The 14,161-nt window shown below is 47.9% G+C and carries 15 protein-coding genes and 1 tRNA gene; 2 read left to right on the top strand and 14 right to left on the bottom strand.

The window, feature by feature from the left end:
- Window positions 1-208: 208 nt before the first annotated feature.
- On the bottom strand, window positions 209-1,216 hold the full coding sequence (locus tag WD312_00980; GenBank protein ID MEX2563676.1) for a cyanophycin synthetase: 1,008 nt from the start codon (window positions 1,214-1,216) through the stop codon (window positions 209-211).
- A 242-nt stretch (window positions 1,217-1,458) separates the two neighbouring features.
- Here WD312_00980 and WD312_00975 point away from each other — a divergent pair, with 242 nt between their 5' ends.
- Window positions 1,459-2,832: a HAMP domain-containing sensor histidine kinase gene (locus WD312_00975; protein MEX2563675.1), complete on the top strand. Its 1,374-nt coding sequence runs from the start codon at window positions 1,459-1,461 to the stop codon at window positions 2,830-2,832.
- Window positions 2,833-2,869: 37 nt separating this feature from the next.
- Here the strand turns inward: WD312_00975 and WD312_00970 are convergent, their stop codons facing one another.
- Window positions 2,870-4,549, bottom strand: coding sequence for an FAD-binding oxidoreductase (locus tag WD312_00970; protein ID MEX2563674.1), 1,680 nt, complete (start codon window positions 4,547-4,549; stop codon window positions 2,870-2,872).
- Window positions 4,550-4,661: 112 nt separating this feature from the next.
- Window positions 4,662-5,132: an 8-oxo-dGTP diphosphatase gene (locus WD312_00965; GenBank protein MEX2563673.1), complete on the bottom strand. Its 471-nt coding sequence runs from the start codon at window positions 5,130-5,132 to the stop codon at window positions 4,662-4,664.
- Window positions 5,133-5,244: 112 nt separating this feature from the next.
- On the opposite strand from WD312_00965, the gene WD312_00960 reads away from it, so the two are divergent.
- Window positions 5,245-6,123, top strand: coding sequence for an acyl-CoA desaturase (locus tag WD312_00960; protein MEX2563672.1), 879 nt, complete (start codon window positions 5,245-5,247; stop codon window positions 6,121-6,123).
- Between the two features lie 121 nt (window positions 6,124-6,244).
- Here the strand turns inward: WD312_00960 and rpmJ are convergent, their stop codons facing one another.
- The 11 genes from rpmJ to WD312_00905 form a co-directional block, all read right to left on the bottom strand.
- The gene (rpmJ, locus tag WD312_00955) at window positions 6,245-6,361 is read right to left on the bottom strand and encodes a 50S ribosomal protein L36 (protein MEX2563671.1); all 117 of its coding nucleotides are present in this window, start codon (window positions 6,359-6,361) and stop codon (window positions 6,245-6,247) included.
- A 254-nt stretch (window positions 6,362-6,615) separates the two neighbouring features.
- On the bottom strand, window positions 6,616-7,266 hold the full coding sequence (locus WD312_00950) for a hypothetical protein (protein ID MEX2563670.1): 651 nt from the start codon (window positions 7,264-7,266) through the stop codon (window positions 6,616-6,618).
- Between the two features lie 593 nt (window positions 7,267-7,859).
- Complete coding sequence (locus tag WD312_00945; protein ID MEX2563669.1) at window positions 7,860-8,282, bottom strand: NUDIX hydrolase; 423 nt, start codon at window positions 8,280-8,282, stop codon at window positions 7,860-7,862.
- A complete protein-coding gene (locus WD312_00940; protein ID MEX2563668.1) occupies window positions 8,279-8,869 on the bottom strand; it encodes a hypothetical protein in 591 nt (196 codons plus the stop codon). The genes WD312_00945 and WD312_00940 overlap by 4 nt, the downstream gene beginning before the upstream one ends.
- Window positions 8,866-9,297 (bottom strand): NUDIX domain-containing protein, encoded by a 432-nt coding sequence (locus tag WD312_00935; protein ID MEX2563667.1) that lies wholly within the window; start codon window positions 9,295-9,297, stop codon window positions 8,866-8,868. Before WD312_00935 ends, WD312_00940 begins: the two co-directional genes overlap by 4 nt.
- Window positions 9,298-9,299: 2 nt before the next feature.
- Window positions 9,300-9,755 carry an NUDIX domain-containing protein gene (locus WD312_00930; GenBank protein ID MEX2563666.1) on the bottom strand — a complete coding sequence of 152 codons (456 nt, stop codon included), beginning with the start codon at window positions 9,753-9,755 and terminating at the stop codon, window positions 9,300-9,302.
- A 4-nt stretch (window positions 9,756-9,759) separates the two neighbouring features.
- Window positions 9,760-10,167, bottom strand: a complete 408-nt coding sequence (locus WD312_00925) for an NUDIX hydrolase (GenBank protein ID MEX2563665.1) — start codon at window positions 10,165-10,167, stop codon at window positions 9,760-9,762.
- Between the two features lie 364 nt (window positions 10,168-10,531).
- Window positions 10,532-10,741: a hypothetical protein gene (locus WD312_00920; protein ID MEX2563664.1), complete on the bottom strand. Its 210-nt coding sequence runs from the start codon at window positions 10,739-10,741 to the stop codon at window positions 10,532-10,534.
- Window positions 10,742-11,628: 887 nt separating this feature from the next.
- Window positions 11,629-12,210, bottom strand: a complete 582-nt coding sequence (locus WD312_00915; protein ID MEX2563663.1) for a cob(I)yrinic acid a,c-diamide adenosyltransferase — start codon at window positions 12,208-12,210, stop codon at window positions 11,629-11,631.
- Between the two features lie 26 nt (window positions 12,211-12,236).
- Window positions 12,237-13,784, bottom strand: a complete 1,548-nt coding sequence (locus WD312_00910; protein ID MEX2563662.1) for a hypothetical protein — start codon at window positions 13,782-13,784, stop codon at window positions 12,237-12,239.
- 294 nt (window positions 13,785-14,078) lie between these two features.
- Window positions 14,079-14,160 (bottom strand) — tRNA-Leu (locus WD312_00905).
- Between the last annotated feature and the right edge of the window lies 1 nt (window position 14,161).

The raw sequence follows: 14,161 nt of genomic DNA, 5'->3' as shown, positions 1-14,161 counted from the left end.
GCATAATACGGTAGTGTTCTTTTTGGTCAAGAGATGGAAACGGACTATCTTCTTCGGCGTACGTTACTTCATCATGTAACGGCGTAAAACCAATAAAAACCTCCGTGGCAGACATTTGTTTGGAAAATTCAGACATCGGGTCTAGTGGGTGCATTGGTATGGTATACAATAAAAAAAGCCGGCATTCCATGCCGGCTTGTGGACAACGTTAGCCCTTCTCCATATGTTTGAGTACGTCCAAGTAAAGCTCCTCCACAATACGCTGCTGGTCTTCTCCTGTTTTGACATAGTGGTCAAGACCAGGCGCGGCGTTGATCTCAATAACCCAGTAGGCGTCCGGGGTTTTTGTAATATCCCCTTCAACCATTAGGTCAACGCCGCATAGCCTTAAGCCCATCTGGCGGGTTAAAGACACAGCGAGTTTCTTAAACTCCTGATGCATATCACCGGTCACATCGATCGCGTCACCGCCGGAAGAGAGGTTTGCGTTATCCAAAAGGAATACGACCTCATCTTTCATTGGTACAGTTGAGAAGTCTCGCTCGCCACGTTCAAGAGTAGCGGCAAACCGCGGATCGTCAAATTGAATGACTGTATCACGACTTGAGGCTACAAAGGACTCTTGCTTGTGATCGAGTAATTCCCGGACACTTGATACGCCGTCCCCGGTAACAGAAAGAGGGATTCGCTCATATGCAGAGATCACCTTGTCGTCCAGCACGACAACCCGGTAGTCTCTGCCCTTTACTTGCTGTTGTACGAGCGCCACACGATCCTTCTTAAATACTGCTGATAGCGCTGTGCGTAACGATGGTTTGTCAAAAACAAGTTGAACGTCTCTTCCCTGGCTTCCGCTGTTGGGTTTAACCACCACCGGCCAACCGATACGTCCTGCGTACTTACAAGCCATATCTATTGTTCGATCGGACCCGACCTTCTCTGCCCAGTCATCGGAGTAGAACGCTTCTCCAGGAATTACCGGGTAACCCAGATCAGCCAGGAAAAAGTTTGCATAGTCTTTATCCTTGGATATTTCTGCGGCACCGACGCGGTTTATGTCCAGCGTGGAGTATCGGAAATAGCTATTTTTACCGTTTCGGAACGTTATCCGTCCGACAATACCCCACGTGGGTTCCATAAGCACTTTTGCTCCGATACACGGAGCAATTTTCTCAAGGATCTGCCCGAGCAGTGGTTTAGGGGCTTTCTTTTCCATATCAGTAAATCTCCTTTCAAGAGTTAGACGAGCAACTATTGAAAATATACTTAAAAATGATGGTTGTGTCAATTTTTGTAAAATTTTAGAGGAAAGTTGACTGTTTCAGGAAATAGGTAAAAATGGCACTTTTGGCTAAACCCTATAGAATTGAGCTCAATTCTATAGGGTTTAGGAGTTTTTAACCTATCTACACCTCCTTCGTTGGTCGGGTGTTCTTGGTGCGGTATAATAGACACATCATGTTCTCGTTCTTGGTGGAGAGTTTTATAAGTGGTCTGAAGCGCCTGCGCAACAACCCTCAACTGACGTACACAATACTTCTCGCAGTGGTTATCGTTGGCTCGTTTCTCTATATCGGCTATACCTTTATCGGGGTCGCTCAAGATGCTCAGGGACGACTATCCGACGCGCGCACCGGTGTACTTCACGATACTTTTGTGGCATTTGCCGGTGAATATCTTAATGAACCACTCATTCTGGAAGACCGTATCCAGCAGATAGCTGAACAAAATCCGGTTATCCAGGAATTTCAAGTAGCAATATTTGACGACGGACGACAAAGTGCTCCGCGGATCATAGCGGCACTCGACGAGTCGCAGGTTGGTCAGATCGACGACCGCCCCGATCTCTATCGTCATGCGTATGCCGACCTCTCCTACACATTTCCAATACAGGAAAGTGGTGGGCGACATTTTCTAACGATCCGCGGCATCACCGACCCGAGCGGCAATCTTGCCGGCGCCCTCATAACTCGCGAGGAACTCTCAGAAGCTGACCAAGCTATTAATGAGAGGATCCAGAGCAGCACGATTGTACTCATTTCCCTATTGGTTCTGATCCTTGCGCTCTTCCTTCGGCATTCGCATATTATTGACTACGCTGAACTCTACAAAAAACTCAAAGAGCTCGACAAGATGAAAGACGAGTTCATCTCGATGGCCTCGCATGAGTTGCGCACACCGCTGACCCACATTCGCGGATACGTGGACATGCTTCAAGACGAAGATCTCACGGACGAGACGCGCGAGACCCTCAAGCACATCGACTCGCAGGCACTCGAACTCGACCGACTGGTGGCGGACATGCTTGATGTTAAACGACTGGAACAGGGACGTATTAAGTTTGACTTGAAGGAAGTTACACCGGATCGGGTCATCGAAGAAGTGGTGGAAGATTCACAAAGAAGCGCAGAAGTGAAGGGCCTGAATCTGGGAACGAACATAAAAGACACAGGGCGTATCTACATCGACCCGAGCCGTCTCAAGCAGGTATTGGTTAACCTTGTCGGCAACTCGGTGAAATACACCGATAAAGGCTCGATCATGGTTAAGCAAGAGCGAAAGGGTGACGAGATCGAGATCCGGGTTCACGACACCGGCCAAGGCATGAGCGCCGAGGAACAAAAGCAGCTGTTCGGCAAGTTCTCACGTGTGGGGTCAAAAGATCAACAGAGAAACATCAAAGGTACCGGGCTCGGACTCTGGATCACTAAAACGATCGTCGAGCAGATGGGTGGATCGATCAGCGCGGAGTCGATCGAAGGTGTTGGCTCTGACTTTATTGTGCGCTTCCCGATTGCAGATTCGAGTAATGAGCCACAACAACAAAAATAAGATCGCGCACTTAGCGCAATGCGGTTAACGAAGATCTTTACTTATTCTCCGCGGCGATGTGTTGTTCAAAGTACTCTTTGGCGTTGCGGTCGCCTGAGACCTTCTTGCCCGGATTGAAGATGTTATGAGGGTCAAAAATGTTCTTGATCTCCTCGAAAAGATCGTACACTTTCTCGCCATACATCTTCTTGAGATACGGTGTGCGCAGAATGCCGTCGTTGTGCTCGGCCGTAATGGTCCCGCCGTGTTCGATAACCAGGTCGTAGAATCGATCCGCCACGCCGGTGAGCTTGTCGCGGTTCTTTTTCTTCGTGAGATCCATCAGCGGAATAATATGAAAATTACCGTTGCCGGCGTGTCCGGCCAGGTTAGCTTTGATGCCGGCGTCAGCTAATATCTTGAGTGCCTTAGGCAGGAACACCGGCATAACCTCCGGCTTCACACAAAAGTCCTCGACGAGCGGGACCGTGCGCTTGTCGTGCGTTTGCTCGGTCAAGATCTTGAACGAGTTGCGACGCATAAGCCAGTACTTTTCTGCCTCCTCTTCGGTGAGTGGTCGGCGTGCCCAGACATTGAAACCCTCAAGCGCTTTCTCGATCTCTTGGGCCTTTCGCTCCGCTTCCTCGTCTGAATCTTCGGCTATCTCGACAAGCATAACAAGCTTGGGCATGCCAAGCATTTTGACTCCGATCCACGCCTCCGGTAAAAACCGCCAGAGAAACTGCACTATATTCTGCCCAACCATCTTGGCGATCTTAGGCATAAAGCGCATGCCGAGCTTCATGGTCTCGTCATCAAACGCCTCAAGTGTTTCCGGCTCGTATTGCAAAAGCTTGTTGACCACCTCCGGCATTTTCTCCCAGCTTTTGAAGAACACCGGCACCATTCGGCGGTGTGTTTTATTGTGAACCAAGCGCAGTGTTGCCTCAGTGAGTATACCGAGCGTGCCTTGCGACCCACAGAAGAGCTGAGCAAGGTCGAAGGTGTCCGCTTCCCTGTCCCAGACACGCCAGAGCGCATAGCCGGCGGAGTTCTTAGAGACCTGCGGCTCAGCGGCGCGAATGATCTCATCATTGTCTTTGATAACCGGTTCGAGTTTGCGATAGATCTCGCCTTCAAATGTATCCTGCGCTTTCTTCTCTTGGAGCTCGTCGTGACTAAGGGCTCGGAACTCGTATTCATTGCCGTCAGACAACACCATCTTCACTGCCTCGACATAGTCGCGGGTCTGACCGTACCGAAGCGTGCGCTCGCCACCGGAGTTGTTCATAACGATCCCGCCGAGTGCGGCGATGTTTTTCGATGCCGGATATGACGGCATCGAAAGATGTTCCGGAAGCGTGTCTTCTTCGAAGTCACGATAGAAAACGCCCGGCTCTACCGTGGCTCGCAGGTTTTCTTCGTCGACGGAAAAGTTGTTGAGGTGTTTGGTGCAACCGAGAATGATCGACTCATTCAAGGGGCCGCCGGTCATGTCGGTTCCGGCTGACCGGCCGGTTATGGAGAGATACGGTTGTGCCGCTTTGTGCTCCGCTATATACGAAACGGTCTTCCGAACATCTTCGTGACTTTTCGGAAAAACCACGATCTCAGGCACAACCTTGAACAAACTCCAGTCACGGGAGTATTCATCTATCTGCTCGCCCGAATCGTATACCTCTCCTTCGATAAGATCGCGTAACTCATCTGCGGTTTTGCCGGTGCTTTCTTGATGCATACAGTAAATGGTATCACGACTAGCTGACAGCTCGTTGTTGGTAACTAAACAATCGTTCAAAATCAGATATTACTCGCTGTACACCCTCGGTTAGGCACGTCTCTGATAGGGTCTAATACTCCAACCGTTCAAGGTCGAACTTTTTCAACTTGTCGTCCTCGTCATAGATAAACCAGCCGGAGAACGGCACGCGCTCAAGCGCGACCGGCAGCCAGTGTCGATCGGACTCCCACATATTCTCAAACGGCAACTCATCGATATGAAACCACTGTGGTCGCATCTCCTCTGTCTCGACAGGCTCGCCAGCGTACTCATCAACCAGGAACACATGCATATGGATCGGGTCGTGCTGACCTCTGACCCAGTACGCTATTCTGCCAAGCTTCTCTACCTCAAGCGCATCAATACCCGCCTCTTCTTTGAGCTCACGGCGCGCTGCATCCTCCACGCTCTCCCCTGCCTCAAGCTTGCCGCCGAACCCATTGAAGCGCCCCTCACCGAAGCCTCGCTTTTTCATTCCTAAAAGCACATGCGGATGGCGATAGACGATACCGAGAGTGAACTGTGTCTGGTTTTTGCTCATTGCATATAGCGTACCATACCCAAGCTTGGCTGTGTGATTTCCTATAAACTATTTTTGCGGTATTCTAAAAGTGGCTGTTATTTTACGTTCTTCCCTTTTAAAAGGAATAGTTATGACTTCTACTACGCCATCATGGTGGGAGAAACTTGTACTTCTCCTTGTTGTTATACTACCGATCATCGCGCTTCCTATTGGCATCATCCAGATCTGGGGTTGGGGGGTTGATTGGATAAGCCTAGCTTTGTTTGCCGGTTTCTATATCTTCACCGGTTTTGGTGTCACGGTCGGATACCATCGACTCTTTACACACGCTTCATTTGAAGCAGTTCGCCCGTTGAAGATCATACTTGCCATTGCCGGATCAATGGCGCTTGAAGGGCCGGTTGCTACTTGGGTCGCAAGACACAATAAGCACCACCGGTTCGCCGATGAAGAAGGTGACCCACACTCACCGGTTCACGGATTTTGGCACGCTCACTTTGGATTTCTACTCACCGAAGAGCGGATTGACAAGGATCGTTACGCCAAGCACATCATAGGCGACCCTGACCTGGTCTTGATTAGCCGTTTATTCCTGTTATGGACAGTTCTTTCACTTGCTCTTCCGGCGGTACTTGGCTTTGTCATCACCGGAACAGCATCTGGCGCTCTCCTAGCATTTCTTTGGGGTAGCTTGATCCGCATTGGTGCACTCCATCACGTCACCTGGAGTATTAATTCTGTTTGCCATGTGTTTGGCACACGACGCTTTAATACCCAAGACCAAAGCAGGAACAACTGGATCTGCGGTATACTCGGTGGAGGTGAGGGGTGGCATAATAACCATCATGCACTTCCTAAATCTGCATGGCACTCACTTGGGCAAGGGTTCGATCCGAGCTACCGCCTGATTCAGCTCTTTGCCTTCCTTCGTTTAGCAAAAAATGTAAATGTTCCTTCCTTAGAGACTATTAGGCGAAAAGAATCACCGCAAGCCAAGCCTGCGGACTGATTCAAGCCGCTCGGCACACCCGAGCGGCTTTTTATAGTCAAACAAAAACCCGCCCGGCGGAGCCGGGCGGGTTTTATACGCTATAATCTATCAGCCCTGCCGGCAGGCAGGTACAAGCTGACTATCCTTGCCGTGCTTTTCGTCGTGGATCGCGCTTATTGATACGGTAAAGACGTCCTCGTCGACGAACAAGCTTGTCTCCCGGCTTTTCTTTTTTGATCGATGCTTTGACTTTCATAGTGCTAAAGACTGTAGCATGTATATAATGTGGAATCAAGCACTGCTTAAATAAACCCTGTCACGAACTACGCACAAACAGAATACGTATCAAAACAGTACCAGAACGGTACGCAGCTTATAAAAAGACCCCGAGAAGAGGAAAGAAATCGTCTGAGGGTCGACTTCATTCTCTTTCTCGGGGCCGTGAAGCGTCTGGGTACAAATCAAATAACTGCCTCTAGCTTACTCACCTAAGGAAGTTTGTCAACCGAATCAAGAGCCGGCAAACAAGGACCAGTTCTCTTTCGGACGATATGCCGTGCTATCCTTGCAACACAGAGGGCATTCCTCCGATGGCCAGATGTTCATCGGCTCCTTGATCAACGGGAGGATACGCATAGCCAGCGTGTTCCCGCTCTCATCTTCAAGGTAATCCTTTCCGTCCGTGTTGCGATTGAGAATGACGGGTACATACGGCAACACCACGACCCCGGCATCTTCGAGCGCTTTGATCGCCTTCACTACACTGCCGCCGGTTGTAACCACGTCTTCGATCACAAGGGCCGTTCTGACCTTCTTCACATTCTTGGGCCAGTTGATCGTGCCGTCCTTTTCAATACTGCCAAACGGCACACTTTTGTACCGTTTGATCTCTTCTGCAAACGGCGGAGCACTTGTTTCCGGAGCGAATACCGCCTGCGGAAGATTCAACGGGCGCTCTTGCAAAAACGCATCCCACATATCGAGAGCAGCCCGGGTAACCGCACATGGATTCGCACTGATAACCCGGCTATTGCCGTACCCGTCTGAGTGATTACCGCTGGTAAGAATTGCATGCGGCTGAATCGCCGGATCATGATCATGATCAAATTTCCAGTAGCCACCGAGATTTTTCCAGATGCTGCGCCAGTCATTCGTATTCATACATCTTCCTTCCCAGGACGAACCTGCTAGAGGCCAGAGTGAAGACAAGGATCAAAACACTGGCGCTAACAGTACTCGGCAAGAAAAATAAGTCAAATATTCCTATTCTTGGAGCAAGAACTGCTTGTGGGTATACCATCGCTTATCCTGATTACGGACAATACAGATATGAAAAAATCGCGACGCTCCAGGAGAGCGCCACGATTCGGCGGTTGCCCAGGACGGGCAAAAGAGATGGTCAGTTACCGTTGCCGGCTTTTTTCGTGGCGCGTTTCAGCGACTTCTTACGACGCTTACCGGTCTGCTTACGAACCTTGCCTCGATGCCGTTTCCTCGACATGAAAACCCTCTTTCTGTAAGAACACTGTAACGAGCCTTATATCCATACAAGGCTCAACCGCACTACATAGTAACCATACGAGCTTTAAGTGTCAAGATTTATTGTCAGATAGAATTGTTGGGTCAGTGGGTTTTAAAAAATAAAAAACCCACCGCACGAAACAAAATTCGTGCGATGGGCTTCCGGGGGCTTGGGGTACTTTTTTATTACTGACAATATAATACTCCCTTTAAAATAATTGTCAAGAGCATCATTATCTATATCTATTTTTTAGATGAGCATCAAACGCTCCAATATTCTCCTTCATGCACTCGTACTGGGAATGATCAGCCGGATCGATCCACTGAAAGTCATCGTGGTCAACGCTCAAGATGATCACCGAAGAGGCAGGGGTACATTTAAAAAAGATGCCGACGATCTGGATCGTTTCGCCTTTTATTTCCGGATACCACTCGCTAACAAAGAACGGCTGACCGATCTCAACATCTAGACCAACCTCCTCTTTAACCTCCCGCTTGGTCGCCTCAACGGCCGATTCGCCCGGCTTGATCTTGCCACCCGGGAGATCGTACTTACCGACCTGGGTACCACCTGAATACTCCGATGCCTCGCGGATGATGAGCACCTTTCCCTCTTCATTTACAATAAACGCTCTGGTTGCGACGAATTGGTTCATAGTGGTAAAAGCTTTTTTGTAATTTCCTCCCACGAATACACCCGTAGCACGTTCTCCGGAAGCGCCTTAGATGTTTGATTCCAGGGCGTGTCAAACAAGAAAACTTTTTCAACTGCAGGGGAAAGATCTTCAGTATGATGCAACGCATCATCAACAAATATACTTACACCAAGCTCTTGGCACACCTCACTCTTAGGTCGCTGATCGCCACCAACCACTTGTCGCGTAAAATGAACACGTTCAACGAGATACGGAAAATGCTGCTGGATCCATGCACATGTTTCCTCGCGGATCTCATCGGGTCGTGCTGTTATCAAATGGATATCGTATTGATTGGAAAGCTCATTAACCGACGCGACAGCGCCTGAAATCGGAGGTAGATTCTTATATTCCGGTGATCTATGAAAGTGTCTAATCCGCTGACAAGCTTCTTCTTTGCTACACCCCCACGAAACTTCGAGTCTATAATCAATAATATCGTCGCGTGTCAGCGATGTACCGTAGTGCATATTATGAAATCCAAAGAGCGTTGCGTTAAAATCCGCAAGCACATCATCTACATCAAGTCCGAGTACCGGTTTACTCATAGGAGTTTATCTTTATACTTCTCAAAAAAAGCCGGGGGTTGAGAGTGCATTGGCTCAGGTAAGGCGTCTACCCGGAACCATTCAATCGCATCAAACTTATGCGGCTCACCGTTGGCAACCTTGTCTTTATCAACTAAAACTTTGAAGTCGAGTGCTATCCAGTGCGTCTTTGCCCCTTCGTGATCTCGATGCACATCACGATACCCAAGAAATTCATGATCCAAAACATCAGTACAATATTCCTCGGCGATCTCTTTACGCAACGTTCCTTCAATAGTCTCCCCGTGCTCTACACCGCCTCCACCCGGATCCCAACATCCGTGCTCGTCTCGACAGTTCTTCCCTCGCTTTGCCAACACGTAATTCCCTTGTCCGTCGTGACAGAAGAAAACAACAGTTATGCCTGGATAATCAATTCCTTTTTGCATATCTATGAGCTTAGCACATCAAGTGCCTTGAGGGCATAGTACCGTATATCATCAGGTACCCCGTCTCCATTTTCCTCAAGATCTTCTTTCGCAAACCACTTCCACTCTGTTATACCTTCTTCCGGCGTCACTTGATCGGTATTTGTGCGGGCAAAGTATACAAAAGTTATATGGTCATGCGTATCGGTGATCGGGTTTCGATTTACTGCAAACGGCTGAGGTAATTCATGGCTCGTATTAAACTTTTTTGTTTCTCGTTCCGGGACCAACTCGATCTCGAGCCCCATTTCCTCTTTTACTTCTCGATGACATGCAACTTCGGGATCTTCGTCGAGCTCAACGTGACCGCCTATCGAGAGCCACTTGTTCAGTTTCTTGTGCTGATGGAGAAGTATCGTGTCTTTGTGAACAATAAACACCTCTACCGTATAATCGATCCTGTCATGAATGTGGGGCATGAAGTTACGAATTAAACCAATCGTCTAGTACCTGACGAGCCACAGAAGCGATACCAGGATGCCCCTGAACATCCTCCCAAGAGCAAACCATCACCACACCCTCACCTTCATAAACAGTTATATCTTCTGGAGTAATACCGCGTAAAACAAAAAACGTGGCGCCGGAGTGACGTCCTTCGTGAGCAGTTACATCATACTCTTTAAATAGTTCGAGATCATCTGGCGAGACATCGAGACCTGTCTCCTCCCGCAACTCACGTACTGCGGACTCTTTTACTGTCTCACCTTCTTCACATCCCCCACCAAAGAAACTAATTTTCCCAGGCTGCTCAACGCCTGATCGATCTCGCTGCTGAAGAATGACCGATCCACCTGGTGTTACAAGAATAATTCCGGCAGCATGTTGTTCCATGAGTGAATAGTATCACAGGTTATATATGATTTTGGCTGAGAATAAGTCTCCGAAAAAGCTGAGCCCGCGAAAGCGGGATTCCGTCGCTATCTCACTTCTGGGAAATACCCAAAGAGCATTGCTTGTTTCCTAATTCATTCCATTCATAAGCAGAGCTTTCCCTGACAGCGCCCGCAGGCAGACTTCACGGGAAAACTCTAGTTTTCCCGACCCCTTCCCGTTCGATTCCCGGTAACTTCTTACTAATAAAAAACAACTCCAGGCATGGAGTTGTTTTTATATTCTGGGTGCCTATCCAGAATTGAACTGGAATTTGAAGCTCCACAAGCTTCCGTAATAACCATTATACCATAGGCACCATATGCTACTGTTCTTTGCCTTTACCAATGATCGAGCGAATCTTTTCTGACTCGCCTTTGCAATGGTGAACAAGGTGGTGGCAATTATGGCATAACCAGCAAAGATTTTCCAGTTTGTTGTTGGTTCGATCCTCATCAACATGGTGGACAACAAGAACTCGCACATCGACTTCTTTGCAAAACTTGCACTCTTGCGATTCATTATTTCTTAGCATGGCATTTCGATATGACGAAACGCCGTCCTTCCAACCTAAATGTTTCTCTCTACTGTACTGCGTATTTCTCCATTTTGTTTGGCACGATTTTGAACAAAAGAATTTCCTACTCTTGGATCTACCTAAGCCCGACCTATTCCTATAGACGTTCTTCTTACAGGTATCGCAAGTGATACTTGAACCAGTTTTGAAACTTTCGTATTGACATTTTTTAGAACAAAAGCGCCCTTGCCCTTTCCGAATAAAATAAGGTTTTGTTTTAAACGTCGCTTTACATATTTCACAACTCCTTTCCATAATTTATGTATTTAGACTGTCAAGAAATTGGTCCTCAGCCTCTGAATAATTATGAACTAAATAATGACAGTTCAGGCAAAGCCAAGTGAGATTATCTATTTTGTTATTTTCACGATTTTTATCTATATGATGAACTATTAAGATACGTTCGTCGTCACGACCGCATAATTTGCATTTTCTGCTCAACGCACTACGAAGGAGCATCCCTCTGTAAGCATATTTTCCGTGCTTCCAATTTGCATGATTTCTGCCAAATTGTTTTGACCTAAGCCATTTTAAACTACACCGCTTGCTACAAAAAAAGTTCCCGCTCTTTGACCGCCGGATATCTTTTAGTGATTTGTAGACCTTTTCTTTGCAAAGGCAACATGCTTTCCAACTACCCCTCCTGCTTGCCAGGCGAGTACAATTAATGGAGCAGAACTTTCCGTAGCCACGCTTTAACCAATTTGGTTTTGCATAAAAAGTATTACCGCATTTTTTGCATGAAACATCTGGCATTACTTAATAGTAGCCCAGGAATAGTACAGGGTAAACAGATTTGCTTGTGGATAATTGCAATACCGACTCAACACCCTAATACTCAGGGCCTAGACATACGTCGGCGACTCCTCACTCACTCCGGCCTGGTGATTAACAAGTCGCGCCAACGCATAAAAGATACTGGAGAGGCGGTTGAGATAGGCCAGGGTCTGCGCATCTACTTTTTGCCCCTTCGCCTGCGGTGAGTCTGTCGAACCGTCGTACACCGCGATCACTCGGCGCTCGGCGCGCCGAGTGATCGTGCGAGCCACATCACACAGCGCAGCAAGCTCGGTTCCGCCGGAGACAAAGAACGTCGTGATCTCCGGGAGCGAGCGTTCAATGGTGTTTATGATCTTCTCAAGCTTGACCACCTTTTCCTCCTCGATGGCTTTATCAGCTCCGGCAAGCTCTGCTTGGACAATAAACAGATCGTGCTGAATAGCATGAATAAGCGAGGCAAGGGTTTCCTCCGTTTTCGGCACAAGCACGTTGCTCTCACTGCCTTTCACTTTAAGCAAACCCAGAAATGAGTTGAGCTCATCGACTGTACCAAGCGCCTCGGCAATAGCCGAGCTTTTTGATATTCGCTGATTGCAACCGAACGTTTTAGTAGTGCCATCATCACCTTTTCCTGTAAAAAAAGTCATAAATATAGTCCGCCACGAACTAAGAACTAGAGCTCAACTTCTTCTGAAGATGTGCTCATATCTCCCGAGCCGCTTCCTCCTTCTATGCGGGCATCTCTTATCGCAGCTTCAAAATCGATCGCGTCGGCAGGCGCTTCTACATTAACCGATTCATTGAAGCCAGAAAAACGGATCTCGAGATCGAGAAGAAGCGGAAAATCTGCACCAGCTACCCGGACCGGATTAAACGCAGAACCGATGACTGACATTGCATTTCGTCGCAGTGGATCGTTCCCGATCACCCTCGATGCAAAAGAATTCACACCTCCTTGATCCACAAGCTCACCAGGCACATCGCCATCGAAAGAAATACGGATACGACGCGGCAGCATATCTCTCTTCCCGATCATGATCTCGGTTTCTAAATTATCAGTGACTTGTTTTATGCGTTCTATCTCTTGCGCTCGTTCTTCTTCTGAAAGCTGAATTTTCCTCTCGGCCCAGGTTATCACGCTTTCCCTCACTTCATCCGGCAGATCTTCTCGCTCATAAACCATAGCAACCACGTCATTGAAAAACACCTCTATGTTTTGTGGATGAAAACGAATACTAAAAGCGTGTACACCTTCACCATTTATTCTTTCTTCCTCTATTTCCGTAATACTGTACACCCGATGCTCTCGGGCTAATTTAACAGAATCAATAACGAACCGCCTGGTTGCCTCATCTTTAAATCCATCGAGACCAATACCGCTCTCACTTCCAGTTCGTCCCGAAGCCACCACCTCCGGCGAGCGCAACCACTGTTGCTCAGAAATAGGCAAGAACACTCTTGTCATCTCAGGGGCATGCTCAACATAGAAGTAGAGGATCTTATCTACTAGACGCATCTCTACCTCGGTATCAATTAATGACCCTCCTTGTTCCTGACCATCTGTCTCTGATTCAACAGATACCTTATGCTGCATTGTAAGATCGCTAAAAGCCGCGCCCATGCTTGACACTCCATCGGCGCTCACGCGGAGAGAATGAGGCCTTGATCCATCGATACCGCTCTCTACAGTTAACACAGCTTCGTATTCCAACGAGGTTGCATCAGAGAAATTTGAGAACGCAGAAGATAAAATCTCATCTTTTGACAAATCTTCGTTTACCCCTCCGATAATGGACGTGTACGCAGCCACTCCGCCAACAGCTACACCGACAAACACAAGAAGTGCTACTAAAAATAAAACAACTTTTCTACCGACAGATGAATGAGACGGAATTACTGCCTGTTGCTTTCTGTTCGTCTGCATGCTCTCAGACTGAGAATCAAGATCCTTACCAAACTTTTCATCTTTTTTGTTCTTCTTTATTGGGTCACTCACTCGAGAGGCGGATGCTTGTTTAGCGGCAGACTGAGAAGCTGGCGCTTTTGCGCTCTTTTGTGGAGTATCTTTCTGGGCGACCGATTTCTGCACAGCTTGGAATGCCTCTTTGAGATCATCTTGATGCCAGCCACCTTGAGCCATGAGAGTTTTTCGGATCTGAGCCTCAGAAACACCTCGTGCCCGTTCATCTTTAATATATGAAAGAAGTTTATTTGTTATCATGTAAATGCTCTAGTTAGCGTACACTCATTAGTACTGAATATGTTGGTATTATTATACCTTGTTTAACTTAAGAAATTCAAAGGATAACATATAAAAAAGACCAGCTTGATGCTGGTCTTTTTTTGTGCCCAGGGCAAGACTAACTTGGAAACCCGCGGTTTTCCAACACTCCCTTCGGTCGCTGCCTTCCTCCACGGGAAACTCCCGTTTCCCGACCCCTTCCCCAAGTCCCAGCTCCTGTTTACTCCGTAAACAGTTCGCAGCCCTGTTCCCAAAATTCACTTCGTTCTTTTGTGCCCAGGGCGGGACTTGAACCCGCACGCTCTAGGAGCATAGGCCCTCAACCTATTGCGTATACCAATTCCGCCACCTGGGCA

It is taken from the genome of Candidatus Paceibacterota bacterium, assembly GCA_040905715.1.
GTDB lineage: Bacteria > Patescibacteriota > Minisyncoccia > Phycocordibacterales > CSBR16-193 > JBBDHZ01.
This window is presented reverse-complemented; position numbering and strand designations above follow the sequence as displayed.

Bases quoted from the DNA above. Each gene is read 5' to 3' on its own strand.
- WD312_00980 (MEX2563676.1), bottom strand. From the start codon at position 1,216: ATGGAAAAGAAAGCCCCTAAACCACTGCTCGGGCAGATCCTTGAGAAA.
- WD312_00975 (MEX2563675.1), top strand. From the start codon at position 1,459: ATGTTCTCGTTCTTGGTGGAGAGTTTTATAAGTGGTCTGAAGCGCCTG.
- WD312_00970 (MEX2563674.1), bottom strand. From the start codon at position 4,549: ATGCATCAAGAAAGCACCGGCAAAACCGCAGATGAGTTACGCGATCTT.
- WD312_00965 (MEX2563673.1), bottom strand. From the start codon at position 5,132: ATGAGCAAAAACCAGACACAGTTCACTCTCGGTATCGTCTATCGCCAT.
- WD312_00960 (MEX2563672.1), top strand. From the start codon at position 5,245: ATGACTTCTACTACGCCATCATGGTGGGAGAAACTTGTACTTCTCCTT.
- rpmJ (MEX2563671.1), bottom strand. From the start codon at position 6,361: ATGAAAGTCAAAGCATCGATCAAAAAAGAAAAGCCGGGAGACAAGCTT.
- WD312_00950 (MEX2563670.1), bottom strand. From the start codon at position 7,266: ATGAATACGAATGACTGGCGCAGCATCTGGAAAAATCTCGGTGGCTAC.
- WD312_00945 (MEX2563669.1), bottom strand. From the start codon at position 8,282: ATGAACCAATTCGTCGCAACCAGAGCGTTTATTGTAAATGAAGAGGGA.
- WD312_00940 (MEX2563668.1), bottom strand. From the start codon at position 8,869: ATGAGTAAACCGGTACTCGGACTTGATGTAGATGATGTGCTTGCGGAT.
- WD312_00935 (MEX2563667.1), bottom strand. From the start codon at position 9,297: ATGCAAAAAGGAATTGATTATCCAGGCATAACTGTTGTTTTCTTCTGT.
- WD312_00930 (MEX2563666.1), bottom strand. From the start codon at position 9,755: ATGCCCCACATTCATGACAGGATCGATTATACGGTAGAGGTGTTTATT.
- WD312_00925 (MEX2563665.1), bottom strand. From the start codon at position 10,167: ATGGAACAACATGCTGCCGGAATTATTCTTGTAACACCAGGTGGATCG.
- WD312_00920 (MEX2563664.1), bottom strand. From the start codon at position 10,741: ATGCTAAGAAATAATGAATCGCAAGAGTGCAAGTTTTGCAAAGAAGTC.
- WD312_00915 (MEX2563663.1), bottom strand. From the start codon at position 12,210: ATGACTTTTTTTACAGGAAAAGGTGATGATGGCACTACTAAAACGTTC.
- WD312_00910 (MEX2563662.1), bottom strand. From the start codon at position 13,784: ATGATAACAAATAAACTTCTTTCATATATTAAAGATGAACGGGCACGA.